Here is a 14,279-nt window from a genome sequence, read left to right on the forward strand (position 1 = left end):
AGGCGGCCATGTCTGAGAAAACTTTTCTGGTGGAAATTGGCACTGAAGAGCTGCCACCAAAAGCACTGCGCAGCCTGGCTGAGTCCTTTGCTGCGAACTTTACTGCGGAGCTGGACAATGCTGGCCTCGCACACGGCAACGTAGAGTGGTTTGCTGCGCCGCGTCGTTTGGCGCTGAAAGTGGCTGCCCTTGCTGAATCGCAACCTGACCGTGAAGTAGAAAAGCGCGGCCCGGCGATTGCCCAGGCGTTTGACGCGGAAGGTAAACCGAGCAAAGCGGCAGAAGGTTGGGCGCGCGGTTGCGGTATCACCGTTGATCAGGCTGAACGCCTGACCACCGACAAAGGTGAATGGCTGCTGTATCGTGCGCATGTGAAAGGCGAAAGTGCAGAAACGCTGCTGCCAAACATGATTGCCACGTCACTGGCTAAGCTGCCGATCCCGAAACTGATGCGCTGGGGCGCGTCTGACGTCCATTTCGTGCGCCCGGTTCATACCGTCACGTTGCTGCTGGGCGACAAAGTCATCCCGGCAACGATTCTGGGTATTCAGTCCGATCGCGTGATCCGCGGCCACCGCTTTATGGGCGAGCCTGAGTTCACCATCGACAATGCCGACCAGTATCCTGAAATCCTGCGCCAGCGCGGTAAAGTCATTGCCGATTACGCCGAGCGTAAGGCAAAAATCAAGGCCGATGCCGAAGAGGCGGCGCGTAAGATTGGCGGCAACGCTGACCTGAGCGAAAGCCTGCTGGAAGAAGTCGCGTCTCTGGTTGAATGGCCGGTGGTGCTGACGGCGAAGTTCGAAGAAAAATTCCTCGCAGTGCCGTCAGAAGCGCTGGTTCACACCATGAAAGGTGACCAGAAGTACTTCCCGGTGTACGCGAACGACGGCAAACTGCTGCCGAACTTTATCTTCGTCGCTAACATCGAATCGAAAGATCCGATGCAGATTATTTCCGGTAACGAAAAAGTGGTTCGTCCGCGTCTGGCGGATGCCGAATTCTTCTTCAATACTGACCGCAAAAAACGCCTGGAAGATCATCTACCACGTTTGCAAACCGTGCTGTTCCAACAGCAACTGGGTACCCTGCGTGACAAGACGGATCGTATTCAGGCACTGGCGGGCTGGATTGCCGAACAGATTGGCGCTGACGTCAACCACGCCACCCGCGCGGGCCTGCTGTCCAAGTGTGACCTGATGACCAACATGGTCTTCGAGTTCACCGACACCCAGGGCGTGATGGGCATGCACTACGCACGTCATGATGGTGAAGCGGAAGATGTAGCGGTAGCGCTGAACGAGCAATATCAGCCACGCTTTGCCGGTGATGACCTGCCGTCTAACCCGGTTGCCTGTGCGGTAGCCATTGCCGATAAAATGGACACCCTGGCGGGTATCTTCGGTATTGGCCAGCATCCAAAAGGTGACAAAGACCCGTTTGCACTGCGTCGTGCTGCGCTGGGCGCGCTGCGTATCATCGTTGAGAAGAACCTGAACCTCGATCTGCAAACGCTGACCGAAGAAGCGGTACGTCTTTACGGTGACAAGCTGTCCAACGCGAACGTAGTGGATGATGTCATCGACTTTATGCTGGGTCGCTTCCGTGCCTGGTATCAGGACGAAGGCTACACCGTTGATACCATTCAGGCGGTGCTGGCGCGTCGTCCGACTCGTCCGGCTGATTTCGACGCACGTATGAAGGCGGTTTCGCACTTCCGTACGCTGGAAGCCGCGTCTGCGCTGGCTGCGGCCAACAAACGTGTTTCTAACATCCTCGCGAAAACGACAGAGCCGCTGAACGACCGTGTGAATGCAGCAACGCTGAAAGAGCCGGAAGAAATTACGCTGGCGATGAAGGTTGTGGTACTGCGTGACAAGCTGGAGCCTGCGTTTGCTGAGGGTCGCTATCAGGAAGCGCTGGTCGAACTGGCCGAACTGCGCGAACCGGTTGATGCGTTCTTCGAGAAAGTAATGGTTATGGTGGAAGATAAGGATTTACGTATCAACCGTCTCACCATGCTCGAAAAACTGCGTGAGCTGTTCCTGCGCGTGGCGGATATTTCGCTGCTGCAGTAACCGTCTGTATTGACGTAAAAAATGCCGGATACGCAATTGCTTATCCGGCATTTTTTTATGTCGCTAGCGCAGCTGCAATTCGGTCAGACAGGTCTGGCTGTCATTCATCGTTTTGATGGCGTGAGACGCTTTTTTTCCGTTGTAGCTCACTTCAATTGTGCCTTCCATATTGCGTGGCAGCCATACGCCGATAAAACCATTGCGGTAGCTGGTCATTGCTTTCTGCACCACCACGTCTCCCTTGCTATCCGTCACTTTGACATCAAAGGTCTTCTCGGGCATTTCTCCCTTGCAGCCAGAAAGGCTGTGGTTAAAGCAGGGGTGAGTTTGCCATTCGTACGGGGCAAAGGAGAGATAGAACTTGTCACCGAGCGGGAGCGTATAAACCTGTTCACCGGAAGAGAGCTTTAGTTCGGTGCTGGTGATGGAGGCAGAATAGGGCAGTGGTCGACTCTGAGGCGACTGGTCAATGGCGTCGACAATTTGCTCAACGGATTTCCCGCTTAGCCCATGTTGCGCCAGAAAGGTTGATTCCGGGGTAGCAGCGAATACGCTACTTGTGGTGAGTAAACCTAATAACAGCAACAGTGAGGTTTTCGACATAGCTTCAATTCCTTGTGAAAATTGTGGAATACATGCCGACGTACTATAAAGCTTACCCTTAGGGAAAGGTCAAAGGTGCGGTGGGTAAAGTAATGCAAAGAAGAAAGCTGGGGAAATTATTGCGAGAGACAGATAAAAAAAATCCCCGCCGTTTGGCAGGGATCCAGAATTTTGAGCTTTTTAAGCTTACAGGCTGGTTACGTTGCCAGCTGCCGGGCCTTTAGCGCCGCTTTCGATGGTGAAGGAAACTTTCTGACCTTCGTCCAGAGATTTGTAGCCTTCGTTCTGGATAGCAGAGAAGTGTACGAACACGTCTTTTGAGCCATCGTCAGGAGTGATGAAACCGAAGCCTTTATCAGCGTTGAACCATTTTACGATACCAGTCATTTTACCGGACATAGTGTATTACCTTTTAAAAAATAAGTGTGCCTTACGGCGATATGGCGTGCTTTACAGATTTTTTAACAGTAAAGGAAAATGCTCACTACGAAGGGTATCAATGATAACTCTTGAAGGGACTTGCCTTACTAAACTGCTGTAATGGTCTGTACGTCAAACCGTTGAGTGCATTAACTCATTTTACGCCGGAGGATGCAACTACTATTTACTTTTTTGTTGTTGGAGCTGGTGGTAGAACGGTCCCTTTACAGGACCGTTCTGAAGAGAAACCAGAAAAAATATCACTCCATCAACTGCTTACTTAATCTCGGGTCGGCCTGAATCAGGCGCATCAATTTCAATTCGGTACTGGACGGCTTTATGCGTTTAGACTCCCACTCATGAACCATCGCAACCGTTACGCCCATTACTCGGGCAAAATCATCTGTTTTTAAACCCGTCCCTCGTCGTAGCTGTTCAAATTCGGTAAACGGGTTGGCTTTTTGCGTCAAGGTGACGGTCTGCGATACATCTTTAAAAACAATCTGTTCCAGACTGCTAAGCAGTTCAAGCATAGGATCTTTATATTCCATTGAGGACTCCTAAAATCACACAGCGGGATCGTGAATTTCATCGAAGCTCATTAAGAATAGTCGCAAAAAAAGACGCCGGGCGTGGCGCGCGCGCGGTGGGCGCGTTTCAGCGGATCGCGGTGGCCGACCTGTAGTTTGCTAACGATCTGATAACGGTCGGGATCTCCTCTCGGCCAAACTCATTTGTAAAGATGACAAAATTTTTACGCCATTCGGCTGATGGCGCATTGTTCAGCAAAACGCAGGGCCACCGAAACGGGTATTTTCCCCGACAAGATTACGCGGAAAGGGTATCTTGCGGGGCTGACCTGGACTATCCTTGTCATCGTCAGGCACGCGGGTGTCGTTGTGCGCATTTTTGGGTGAAGGAGTATTAAAATGGCGACAGGTAAGTCCTGCTCTCGCTGGTTTGCGCCTGTTTTGGCGCTCTTAATGGTAGTTGGCCTGAGTGGGTGTTTTGATAAAGAAGGCGATCAACGCAAAGCGTTTGTCGATTTCCTGCAGAATACTGCAATGCGTAGCGGAGAGCGTTTACCGACGCTGACCGCCGATCAGAAAAAACAGTTTGGCCCGTTTGTCTCCGATTACGCGATTCTTTATGGTTATTCACAGCAGGTGAATCAGGCGATGGACTCCGGTCTGCGCCCGGTTGTGGATAGCGTAAATGCCATCCGTGTTCCTCAGGATTACGTGACTCAGCGTGAACCGCTGCGTCAGGCAAATGGTGCGCTGGGCGTGTTAGGGCAACAGTTGCAGAATGCGAAGCTGCAGGCCGATGCCGCACGTGGTGCGCTGAAGCAAAGCGAGGATCTGAAACCCGTCTTTGATCAGGTCTACAGCAAAGTCGTGACCGCACCGTCAGAGGCGCTACAGCCGCTGATTCCTGCCGCGCAAATCTTTACGCAGCAACTGGTACAGGTGGGTGATTTTATCGCGCAGCAGGATACGCAGGTGAGCTTTGTAGCGAACGGTATCCAGTTCCCGACCTCACAACAGGCAAGCCAGTACAACACGCTGATTGGCCCGCTGGCAGCCCAGCATCAGGCATTCAATCAAGCCTGGACTGCTGCGGTGAACGCAGCCCAGTAATTCAGGGAATAACGATATACAGAATGCCGGGTACGCAGTAGCGCCACCCGGCATTTTTTTATCCTGCTACCTGCGGATTCACACAGTTCTTCTCGACGTTCCCTTGCAGTGCATCAATTAAGTTATCTACCGCACAGGCCGCCATGTTGTAGCGGGTTTCATGGGTTGCTGAACCAATATGCGGTAGCGCCACCACGTTTGGTAACGACAGCAGCGGGGAGTCTACCGGCAGCGGTTCCTGCTCAAACACATCCAGACCGGCAGCATGAATTTCCCCGCTTTGCAGGGCGGCAATCAGTGCGGTTTCGTCCACGACCGGGCCACGTCCAGCGTTGATGAAAATGGCGGATGACTTCATTTTGGCGAACTGCGCGGCGCCAAACAGATGGTGAGTCTCATCCGTTAGCGGCAGGATCAGACAGACAAAATCCGATTCCTGCAACAGCGTATCCAGATTGCAGTAGCGCGCGTTGAAGCGCTCTTCCGCTTCCTTATGCTGGCGGCGTGCATTGTAGAGAATGGGCATGCCAAAGCCGAAATGGGCGCGTTGTGCCAGTGCGAGGCCGATGCGGCCCATACCGACAATCCCCAACGTTTTGTGATGTACATCGGTGCCGAACCAATCCGGCCCGATGCTCTTGGTCCATTCACCTACTTTCACGCGTTCAGCCACCTCGACTACGCGGCGAGCCGTGCTTAACACCAGTGCCATTATCGTATCCGCCACGGTTTCGGTCAGTACGGTTGGGGTGTGCATCAGTAAGACATTACGGGCGTTAAGCGCCTCGACGTCGAAATTGTCATAGCCTACGGAGATTGTTGAGGTTGCGCGCAGCCTGGGCATGTTCTCCAGCAGGGCGCTATTGACGGTTTCGCTGGAGCCCAGCAGACCTTCCGCACTGGCGAAGGCCTGCGCGTGCTGTGCGACCGTTTCCGGGCGCAGGTTAGGGACTTGAGTCACCGAAAAATGTGCTTCCAGGCGCTGCAGTAAATCGTCAGGTAACGCTTTGTAGAGAATAATGGACGGCTTCATGCGAATCTCCGTAAGTTAAAATTTAAGCGTGGCGTGCGCCAACCGGAATGCGGGTATTATTAGCAGGCTTAACAATCAGAGTTAGCCACACTGAGACAAAAAGCGCCACCCCCATAAAAATGTACGAGGCGGACGGGCTGCCGGTGGTGCCATTGAGGTAGCCAACAAACCAGGAGCCAAAGAATGACCCCAGCGCGCCCATACTGTTAATCAGCGCCATGGCGCCCCCGGCGACGTTACGCGGCAGCATTTCAGGAATGATGGCGAAGAAGGGACCATACGGGGCGTACATCGCCGCACCGGCTATCACCAGCAGGGTGTAAGACATCCAGAAGTGGTCAGCGCCAACGGCCCAGGAGCCGATAAAGGCACACGCGGCGATCAGTAACAGCGGCCAGACAAACAGCTTACGGTTTTGCAGTTTGTCGGAAGCCCATGAGGCCAAAATCATCGCGACGGTGGCGGCCAGATACGGGACCGATGAAAGCCAGCCCACTTCCACCATGCCGAGATTCGCGCCGCCGCTGCGGATAATTGACGGCAGCCACAACACAAAACCGTAAACGCCGATACTCCAGGTAAAATACTGCATACACAGCAGGATCACATTGCGTGAGCGGAAGGCCTCACCATAGTTACGCACGGCTTTAATTCCCTGCTGCTCTTGTTCCAGCTGTGCCTGCAGCGCGCTTTTTTCGGACTCCGTCAGCCAGCCCACCTGGGAAGGTTTGTCTTTGACCAGCACCCACCAGCAGAACGCCCAGATGACGGCCGGAAAGCCTTCGATGATGAACATTTCACGCCAGCCGAGCGCCTGAATCAAATAACCAGAGACGACGGACATCCACAGCACGGTGACCGGGTTACCGAGGATCAGGAAGGTGTTGGCGCGTGAACGCTCGGATTTGGTAAACCAGTTGCTGATATAAATCAGCATCGCGGGCATGACGGCGGCTTCTACGACGCCAAGAATAAAACGGATGGCGGCAAGCATGGGGATGTTACTGACCATACCGGTCAGCGAGGCGCACCCGCCCCACAGGATCAGGCAGATAAAAATGAGTTTTCGTACGCTGCGGCGCTCGGCGTAAATTGCGCCTGGGATCTGGAAAAAGAAATAGCCGAGGAAAAACAGGGCACCCAGCAGGGAAGAGATCCCTTTGGTAATGCCAAGATCCTCGTTAATGCCTGCGGCGGAGGCGAAGCTGAAGTTCGCGCGGTCGAGATACGCCAGGCTGTACGTGATAAACACGACCGGCATGATGTACCACCAGCGTTTTGCTGCATTGGTTGAGCTATTCATAGACTGCCCTCTGGTTATGCTGTTACGCCGCTTCTGTATGTAGGGTACAGAGTGGGCCGGGGGTTTATTCCCCTAATTTTTCACGTGTGGGTAATCCTTCGCTGTCGCCCTGAACCTGTATGGCCAGGGCGCCAATTTTATTGCCTCGGGCCACCGCCTGATGCAGTGAGTGCCCTTCCAGCAGGGCGCTGATGACGCCGACCGCAAAGCCATCGCCCGCGCCGACGGTATCGACCACGTTGTCTACCTTCACCGGTGCGACGCAGCCCTGCTCGCCGTTGGCTGCCTTATACCAGGCGCCATCGGCACCCGTTTTAACAATCACTGCCTTCACGCCGTGGCGCAGATAAAAGTCAGCGATGCCTTCAGGCGTCTGTTGTCCCGTCAAAATCATGCCCTCTTTTAACCCCGGCAGAACCCAGTCGGCCTGGAATGCGAGTCGGTTGAGTTTCTCCACCATCTCCGCTTCGCTGTTCCACAGCACCGGGCGTAAATTGGGATCGAACGAGAGAGTCTTTCCCTGGGCTTTCATGGTGCGGGCGGTATGGGCCAGCAGTTCGTAAGAACTGGCGGACAGCGCTGCCGCCACGCCACTCAGGTGCAGGTGGCGTGCGCTGGAGAAGTACGCTTCGTGATAATCCTCCATGCCAAGATGGCTGGCGGCTGAGCCTTTGCGAAAATATTCCACGATGGGATCGGTTCCATTTTCGACTTTAGATTTCAGCTGAAAGCCGGTTGCGTAGCGTCCATCCTGGGTGACTCCCTGCGCATCAATCCCTTCTTTTGCCAGCGACTTAATAATAAAACGGCCAAAACTGTCGTGACCTACGCGACTCACCCAGCCGACTTTCAGGCCCAGACGAGCAAGGCCGGTTGCCACGTTAAGCTCTGCGCCCGCGACCCGTTTGATAAATGTCTCTACATCCGCCAGTTCGCCGGTTTGCGTGGCGACAAACATCGTCATTGCTTCGCCAATGGTGACGACATCCAGTGAATTTTTCATGTGTTACTCCTCGCGTAGCAGTTCGACGTAGTGACGGGTCACCGCCGCTAAATCGTGCCCTTCCAGGGGGAATTCAATGCCGCGCGGGACGTCCGTGGGCAGCGTGTTTAACAGTGCCAGCCAGCGCGGGTCTGCCCAATCGGGCGCAACGGCACGGAAGCTGTCGAGATGCGGAGTGGCGGCCTTCACATGGATATATCCCACGGTTGAGGCGAGCGCCTGCGCGGCGTCTTCGGGGGAGTCGCCGACCCACAGCCAGTTGCCCATATCAAAGGTCAGGGATACCGGCAGATCCTGCGTCTGGCAGGCATCCCTGAAATGCAGCATAGGCTGCAGGCGTCCGCAGGACGTTTGATCGTTCTCGACCACCAGTTCCATACCGCTGTCGTTGAGCCACTCACGCAGTGTGTCGAATTGCTGAGTATGGGAAAAATGACCCAGGGAGACTTTTAACCATAACGCCTGCAACGTTTGGGCTTCCTGAAGGAGCGCCGGCAGGTGGGGATTGAGATGACCATCTTGTAGAAATAGCGGTTCTGGCGCGGAGTAGCAGGCCAGCAGGCCGAAGATTTCAATCGCAGATGCCAGGGTTGGCAGCGTTTTAAGCTCGGCGTCGCTCAGCATTTCGCGGCGGATTTCAACGCCGTCAGCTCCGGCTTCAGCAATAATAGGCAGCATGGCAGTTTGCCCGCCAGCTGCATGCACCTGGTCGTAGCCGTAAGCGGCGGTGACCACCATAATTTTTCTTTTCATGGAAACTCCAAATCGTGCGTTCTTGCTATAACGCTAGATGGAACCGGTTCCAAAGAAAAGACTATGATGCCGAATTTATGATCACCATCACGAAGGAAATTTAACGGGCGGTAGACCCGCGAACGATCAGCTCACCGGAGAAAACCTGTTCCTGAACAGCATCCGATTTACCATCGATCCGGCGTACAACCTGCTCGACGGCGGTATAGCCAATCTGCCAGGTGGGCTGCTTCAGGGTGGTGATGCCGACGCCAGCCAGTTCGGCCCATTCCAGTTCGTCAAAACCGAGCAGGCCGATGTCGCTGCCCCAGTTGAGGCCAATACGCTTCAGCGAGCGGGCCACCTGCAGCGTGAGCGCGCCGTTGGCAGAGATAACGGCCTTACGCATTCCGCGATGCTGCTGATGAAACTGACGCAGCGTGTCATCCAGTTGCGTATTTTCCGCCAGCGAAACCTCGGCATTTTCGGCGATAACGCCGGGATATCGCGCCAGCGTGGCGCGAAAAGCAGTCAGACGTTCGCGTCGGGTGTTAACCATCCCCAACGGCTCGCTGAGGAACAGAATAGCTTCGAAGCCTTGTTCAATCAGGTGCTCAGTGGCAACTGTCGCCGCCTGGGTGTTATCCAGACCGACCATATCACAGGCGAAATCCGGAATTTTACGGTCAATCAACACCATCGGTAGTGCAGACTGTTGCAGGCGGTTCAGCCCTTCTTCGCGCATGCCGACGGCATTCACCACAATCCCCTCAACCTGATAGCTGCGCAGCAGATCGAGATAATGCAGCTCCTGGTCCACTTCGTTATTGGTATTACAGACCAGCGGGGTAAAGCCTTTTTCGCGACAGGCAGCTTCGATACCGCTTAACACGTTAACGGAGTAGGGGTTGGTAATGTCGGCGATAATCAGGCCTATCAGGCGGGTACGGCCATGCTTCAGGCCTCGTGCCATCAGGCTGGGGCGATAGTCGAGTTCGGCAATGGCGTGTTCAATGCGGGCCAACAGCGCGTCGGAGAGCAGATGCTTCTCACCGTTGAGGTAGCGTGAAATGCTGGTCTTACCCGTTTTTGCGGCTTTCGCCACATCGCTGATGGTGGCACGTGTTGATTTGCTCATCGCTGATTTCCCTGAATTTAGTGTGAACACCTTATCGTGAAAATCAACGTTGGCAAGTGCTTCATGCCGGATAAGGCGCAGCCTGTCTCCGGCACAAAACGTTACTGAATTGGACTCAACGTGATCTCTACGCGGCGGTTTTGTGCTTTACCTTCCGCGGTGCTGTTGCTGGCTATTGGATTCGCCGGGCCCATTCCACGGGTGCGGATACGGTTAGCTTCCACACCCTGAGTGATCAGGGCGCTGGCAACGGAGTCCGCACGCTGCTGTGACAGACGCATGTTCAGATCCTGGCTGCCGGTGCTGTCGGTGAAGCCCAATACGTTGACCGTGGTTTTATTGTACTCTTTCAGCACCATAGCCACGCCGGTCAGGGTGTTGGCCCCGGCAGGTTTCAGGTTGGCGCTGCTGCTGTCGAAGGTGACGTTGTTGGGCATATTCAGAATGATGTTATCGCCACTGCGCGTCACGCTCACGCCGGTTCCCTGCATTTTTTCGCGCAGTTTTGCTTCCTGCACGTCCATGTAGTAACCGATACCACCACCCACGGCGGCACCTGCGGCTGCGCCAATCAACGCGCCTTTGCCGCGATCTTTCTTCGACGAGGAGAGCGCGCCAATGCCCGCACCCACCAGCGAACCAATGCCCGCCCCCATGCCGGATTTACCCGCTTCGCGTTCACCGGTGTAAGGGTTTGTTGTGCAGCCAGAAACCGCCAGGGCACCGCTCACGATGGCAGCAATCACAAATACACGTTTCTTCATCTTAATTCCTTAATGACTTTTTTATTCTTTACCACAGCGACTGTGGCGGTTGATTATGACGTGTGAACATGAAGAAAATTCCAGGGAAGACTCTGAAATTTGTAAGTAACATTGAACGGCATAATAAATAAGCCGTCACATCGCATTCAGGAGCGCCATCTTGGCTAATTCACCCGCACATTACTCGGTATTAACCGCCGCCCACTGGGGACCCATTGTTGTTGAAACCGATGGCGACACGGTTTTCTCCTCGCGTGGCGCATTGCCCACTTCACAGCCCAATTCGTTGCAGACCGTGGTGCGCGATCAGGTACACAGCAAAACGCGGGTGCGTTTTCCGATGGTGCGTAAAGGCTTTCTGGCCTCGCCGGAGGCCCCACAGGGTGTGCGCGGGCAGGATGAGTTTGTCCGTGTCAGCTGGGATGAGGCGCTGAATCTGATCCATACCCAGCATAAGCGCATTCGCGACAGTTACGGTCCGTCCTCCATTTTTGCCGGTTCGTACGGTTGGCGTTCGAACGGTGTGTTACACAAGGCCGCGACCCTGCTGCAGCGGTATATGGCGCTGGCGGGTGGTTATACCGGCCATTTGGGGGATTACTCAACGGGGGCGGCGCAGGCCATCATGCCGTACGTCGTGGGCGGGAACGAAGTCTATCAGCAGCAGACCAGTTGGCCCGTCGTACTGGAGCACAGCGACGTGGTGGTGCTTTGGAGCGCGAATCCGCTCAACACCCTGAAGATTGCCTGGAACGCCTCTGATGAGCAGGGGCTCGCGTACTTTGAGGCGTTACGCAACAGCGGTAAACGCCTGATCTGCATTGATCCGATGCGATCGGAGAGCGTGGATTTCTTTGGTGACAAAATGGAGTGGGTCGCCCCGCATATGGGAACCGATGTCGCCCTGATGCTCGGCATTGCCCATACGCTGGTGGAAAACGGCTGGCACGACGAGGCGTTTCTTGCCCGCTGTTCCACCGGTTACGAACGATTTGCCGACTATCTTGTGGGGAAATCCGATGATGTCGCCAAAACGGCAGAGTGGGCTGCGGAGATTTGTGGTGTACCTGCGGCGAAAATACGTGAACTGGCAGAAATATTTCACCAAAATACCACCATGCTGATGGCCGGGTGGGGTATGCAACGTCAGCAGTATGGTGAACAAAAGCACTGGATGATCGTCACGCTGGCCGCCATGCTCGGGCAAATTGGCACGCCTGGCGGTGGTTTTGGTCTCTCTTATCATTTTGCTAACGGCGGCAATCCGACGCGTCGCGCGGCGGTGCTCGCCTCCATGCAGGGGAGCGTAAAAGGTGGCACCGATGCGGTGGATAAAATCCCGGTTGCGCGCATCGTTGAGGCTCTGGAAAACCCCGGAGGGTTCTACCAACACAACGGTATGGACCGCCATTTCCCGGACATCCGTTTTCTCTGGTGGGCGGGCGGAGCAAACTTCACCCATCATCAGGATACCAATCGTCTGATTCGCGCCTGGCAAAAGCCAGAGCTGGTGGTGATCTCCGAGTGTTTCTGGACGGCGGCGGCGAAGCATGCCGATATCGTCTTGCCCGCCACCACCTCTTTTGAGCGCAACGACCTCACCATGACCGGTGATTACAGTAACCAGCATCTGGTACCGATGAAGCAGGTCGTGCCGGCACGCGATGAGGCGCGCAATGATTTTGATGTCTTTGCTGAACTCAGCGAGCGCTGGGAGCAGGGCGGGTATGAACGGTTTACGGAAGGCAAAAGCGAGCTGGAATGGCTGGAGACCTTTTACAAGATTGCCGGGCAGCGCGGGGTCAGCCAGCAGGTGACGTTGCCGCACTTTGCCGAGTTCTGGCAGGCCAACAGGCTTATCGAAATGCCGGAAAGTGCCGCCAACGCGCAGTTTATTCGCTTTGCTGATTTTCGCCGTGACCCGCAGGCGCATCCGCTGAAAACGGACAGCGGCAAAATCGAAATCTACTCGCAGAAGATTGCAAGTTACGGCTACGCGGATTGTGCAGGGCACCCGATGTGGCTGGCGCCGGATGAATGGTTCGGCAATGCTGAGCCTGAGCAATTACAGGTGCTGTCGGCCCATCCGGCGCACCGTTTGCACAGCCAGTTGAATTACAGCACGTTACGCGAGCAGTACGCGGTGGCGGATCGTGAACCGGTGACCATTCACCCGCAGGATGCGAGGGCGCGGGGGATTGCCGATGGCGACACGGTCAGGGTGTGGAATCATCGCGGGCAAATTCTGGCCGGGGCGGTGGTGACGACAGGCATCAAAGCGGGCGTGATTTGTATTCACGAGGGCGCCTGGCCAGATTTGGACCTGTCCGCAGGGGGGATTTGTAAGAATGGCGCGGTGAATGTGCTGACCTGCGATCTCCCCAGCTCGAAGCTGGGGAATGGCTGCGCGGGCAACACCGCGCTGGCGTGGCTGGAAAAGTACACCGGGCCCGCACTGGCGCTTACGGCGTTTGATCCGCCTGCCAGTTCATAATCCACGTGGGGTGATGCGTCTCTTCCTGCCATGCGCTGTCTTCAATACGAAAACCCAGCGCATGGTAGAAATTCACCGCCGACTGGTTCTTCTGATAAACCTCAAGGCTGAGTAACGAAAAGCGCTGCTGGACATGCTGCACCAGCGCTTTGCCGATCCCGCTTCTGATGGCGGTAGGTTCAACAAACAGTGCGCCCAAAAAGCGCGCTTCCATCACGCTGGCAAAGCCTTTGAGCTGGCCGCTTTCCTCCCATACCCAGGTTTGTGCTGCGGGCAGGTAGACATCGCGTACGATGGGTTCACTCTCACGCCAGTAGCGTTCTTCAATAAACGGATGAGCATAAATCGTGCTATCCATCCACAGCGCCAGAATCGGCGCCAGATCGTCAGGCGTTGATTGGCGAATCATGTTGACCCTCCGGGTAGCAAATACAGCCGGTGACATGGTCGTTGACCAGCCCGCATGCCTGCATAAAGGAGTAACAGATGGTGGTGCCGACAAACTTAAAGCCGCGCTTTTTTAACGCTTTTGAGAGCGCGTCAGACGCAGGGGTTGAGGTGGGGATGTCGCTCAGGCTAGCGGCGCGCGTCAGCTGCGGTTGATGATCAACGAACGACCAGACAAACTCGCTAAACGGTTCGCCGTTTTGCGCCATCGCCAGGTAGGCGCGTGCGTTGCCGATAATGGCCTGAATTTTCCCTCGATGACGAATAATGCCGGCATCCAGCACCAGCCTTTCGACATCATCTTCGGTCATCGCGGCAACGGCGACGGGATCGAAATGGTGGAAAGCATGACGATAGTTTTCCCGTTTCTTCAGGACGGTTATCCACGATAACCCCGCCTGCTGCCCCTCCAGACAGATCATCTCGAACAGCTTTTGACCGTCGGTTTCGGGGACACCCCACTCCTTGTCGTGATAGGCAATGTATAGTGGATCTTGACTGACCCAGCCGCAACGCTGCATATTCTTCCTCGCTGTTTTTACTGGCGTAAAAATTTCATTCGGCTCGCCTTGACGTGCCCGCTAAAAAGACAATATTTAATACAGGGCCTAATGTGCCCGATAT

14 protein-coding genes are annotated in these 14,279 nt (G+C 55.0%); 3 read left to right on the plus strand and 11 right to left on the minus strand.

Features of this window, described 5'->3' with window-relative positions; genetic code table 11:
* Nucleotides 1-8: 8 nt before the first annotated feature.
* Nucleotides 9-2,078 carry a glycine--tRNA ligase subunit beta gene (gene glyS, locus FDW98_RS22600; protein WP_096759143.1) on the plus strand — a complete coding sequence of 690 codons (2,070 nt, stop codon included), beginning with the start codon at nucleotides 9-11 and terminating at the stop codon, nucleotides 2,076-2,078.
* A gap of 63 nt (nucleotides 2,079-2,141) precedes the next feature.
* Here the strand turns inward: glyS and cueP are convergent, their stop codons facing one another.
* From cueP to FDW98_RS22615, 3 genes are all read right to left on the minus strand, one after another.
* Entirely contained in the window at nucleotides 2,142-2,681 is a 540-nt protein-coding gene (gene cueP / locus FDW98_RS22605; protein WP_096759144.1) for a copper-binding periplasmic metallochaperone CueP, read from the minus strand.
* 186 nt (nucleotides 2,682-2,867) lie between these two features.
* Entirely contained in the window at nucleotides 2,868-3,080 is a 213-nt protein-coding gene (gene cspA, locus FDW98_RS22610) for an RNA chaperone/antiterminator CspA (RefSeq protein ID WP_004126446.1), read from the minus strand.
* Nucleotides 3,081-3,361: 281 nt separating this feature from the next.
* A complete protein-coding gene (locus tag FDW98_RS22615) occupies nucleotides 3,362-3,652 on the minus strand; it encodes an HTH-type transcriptional regulator (protein WP_096759145.1) in 291 nt (96 codons plus the stop codon).
* A 378-nt stretch (nucleotides 3,653-4,030) separates the two neighbouring features.
* On the opposite strand from FDW98_RS22615, the gene FDW98_RS22620 reads away from it, so the two are divergent.
* A complete protein-coding gene (locus FDW98_RS22620) occupies nucleotides 4,031-4,741 on the plus strand; it encodes a DUF3053 domain-containing protein (RefSeq protein ID WP_096759146.1) in 711 nt (236 codons plus the stop codon).
* 58 nt (nucleotides 4,742-4,799) lie between these two features.
* On the opposite strand, the gene ghrB is transcribed toward FDW98_RS22620, so the two are convergent.
* The 6 genes from ghrB to FDW98_RS22650 form a co-directional block, all read right to left on the minus strand.
* Nucleotides 4,800-5,774 carry a glyoxylate/hydroxypyruvate reductase GhrB gene (ghrB, locus tag FDW98_RS22625; RefSeq protein ID WP_096759147.1) on the minus strand — a complete coding sequence of 325 codons (975 nt, stop codon included), beginning with the start codon at nucleotides 5,772-5,774 and terminating at the stop codon, nucleotides 4,800-4,802.
* A gap of 22 nt (nucleotides 5,775-5,796) precedes the next feature.
* Nucleotides 5,797-7,077, minus strand: a complete 1,281-nt coding sequence (locus FDW98_RS22630) for an MFS transporter (RefSeq protein ID WP_096759148.1) — start codon at nucleotides 7,075-7,077, stop codon at nucleotides 5,797-5,799.
* Between the two features lie 64 nt (nucleotides 7,078-7,141).
* On the minus strand, nucleotides 7,142-8,080 hold the full coding sequence (locus FDW98_RS22635) for a sugar kinase (protein ID WP_096759149.1): 939 nt from the start codon (nucleotides 8,078-8,080) through the stop codon (nucleotides 7,142-7,144).
* 3 nt (nucleotides 8,081-8,083) lie between these two features.
* Entirely contained in the window at nucleotides 8,084-8,833 is a 750-nt protein-coding gene (locus FDW98_RS22640; RefSeq protein ID WP_096759150.1) for a sugar phosphate isomerase/epimerase, read from the minus strand.
* A 100-nt stretch (nucleotides 8,834-8,933) separates the two neighbouring features.
* Nucleotides 8,934-9,950 carry a LacI family DNA-binding transcriptional regulator gene (locus FDW98_RS22645; RefSeq protein WP_096759151.1) on the minus strand — a complete coding sequence of 339 codons (1,017 nt, stop codon included), beginning with the start codon at nucleotides 9,948-9,950 and terminating at the stop codon, nucleotides 8,934-8,936.
* 101 nt (nucleotides 9,951-10,051) lie between these two features.
* Nucleotides 10,052-10,714 (minus strand): OmpA family lipoprotein, encoded by a 663-nt coding sequence (locus FDW98_RS22650; protein ID WP_096759152.1) that lies wholly within the window; start codon nucleotides 10,712-10,714, stop codon nucleotides 10,052-10,054.
* Between the two features lie 160 nt (nucleotides 10,715-10,874).
* Here FDW98_RS22650 and FDW98_RS22655 point away from each other — a divergent pair, with 160 nt between their 5' ends.
* Nucleotides 10,875-13,208, plus strand: coding sequence for a molybdopterin guanine dinucleotide-containing S/N-oxide reductase (locus FDW98_RS22655; protein ID WP_096759153.1), 2,334 nt, complete (start codon nucleotides 10,875-10,877; stop codon nucleotides 13,206-13,208).
* Here the strand turns inward: FDW98_RS22655 and FDW98_RS22660 are convergent.
* On the minus strand, nucleotides 13,177-13,617 hold the full coding sequence (locus FDW98_RS22660) for an N-acetyltransferase (protein WP_096759154.1): 441 nt from the start codon (nucleotides 13,615-13,617) through the stop codon (nucleotides 13,177-13,179). The genes FDW98_RS22655 and FDW98_RS22660 overlap by 32 nt on opposite strands.
* Nucleotides 13,595-14,176, minus strand: a complete 582-nt coding sequence (gene tag, locus FDW98_RS22665; protein WP_096759155.1) for a DNA-3-methyladenine glycosylase I — start codon at nucleotides 14,174-14,176, stop codon at nucleotides 13,595-13,597. The genes FDW98_RS22660 and tag overlap by 23 nt, the downstream gene beginning before the upstream one ends.
* Between the last annotated feature and the right edge of the window lie 103 nt (nucleotides 14,177-14,279).

The organism is Citrobacter sp. wls711, assembly GCF_005281055.1.
Classification (GTDB): domain Bacteria; phylum Pseudomonadota; class Gammaproteobacteria; order Enterobacterales; family Enterobacteriaceae; genus Citrobacter; species Citrobacter gillenii.

Coding starts and splice junctions, on each gene's coding strand:
- glyS (WP_096759143.1), top strand. CDS start 9: ATGTCTGAGAAAACTTTTCTGGTGGAAATTGGCACTGAAGAGCTGCCA.
- cueP (WP_096759144.1), bottom strand. CDS start 2,681: ATGTCGAAAACCTCACTGTTGCTGTTATTAGGTTTACTCACCACAAGT.
- cspA (WP_004126446.1), bottom strand. CDS start 3,080: ATGTCCGGTAAAATGACTGGTATCGTAAAATGGTTCAACGCTGATAAA.
- FDW98_RS22615 (WP_096759145.1), bottom strand. CDS start 3,652: ATGGAATATAAAGATCCTATGCTTGAACTGCTTAGCAGTCTGGAACAG.
- FDW98_RS22620 (WP_096759146.1), top strand. CDS start 4,031: ATGGCGACAGGTAAGTCCTGCTCTCGCTGGTTTGCGCCTGTTTTGGCG.
- ghrB (WP_096759147.1), bottom strand. CDS start 5,774: ATGAAGCCGTCCATTATTCTCTACAAAGCGTTACCTGACGATTTACTG.
- FDW98_RS22630 (WP_096759148.1), bottom strand. CDS start 7,077: ATGAATAGCTCAACCAATGCAGCAAAACGCTGGTGGTACATCATGCCG.
- FDW98_RS22635 (WP_096759149.1), bottom strand. CDS start 8,080: ATGAAAAATTCACTGGATGTCGTCACCATTGGCGAAGCAATGACGATG.
- FDW98_RS22640 (WP_096759150.1), bottom strand. CDS start 8,833: ATGAAAAGAAAAATTATGGTGGTCACCGCCGCTTACGGCTACGACCAG.
- FDW98_RS22645 (WP_096759151.1), bottom strand. CDS start 9,950: ATGAGCAAATCAACACGTGCCACCATCAGCGATGTGGCGAAAGCCGCA.
- FDW98_RS22650 (WP_096759152.1), bottom strand. CDS start 10,714: ATGAAGAAACGTGTATTTGTGATTGCTGCCATCGTGAGCGGTGCCCTG.
- FDW98_RS22660 (WP_096759154.1), bottom strand. CDS start 13,617: ATGATTCGCCAATCAACGCCTGACGATCTGGCGCCGATTCTGGCGCTG.
- tag (WP_096759155.1), bottom strand. CDS start 14,176: ATGCAGCGTTGCGGCTGGGTCAGTCAAGATCCACTATACATTGCCTAT.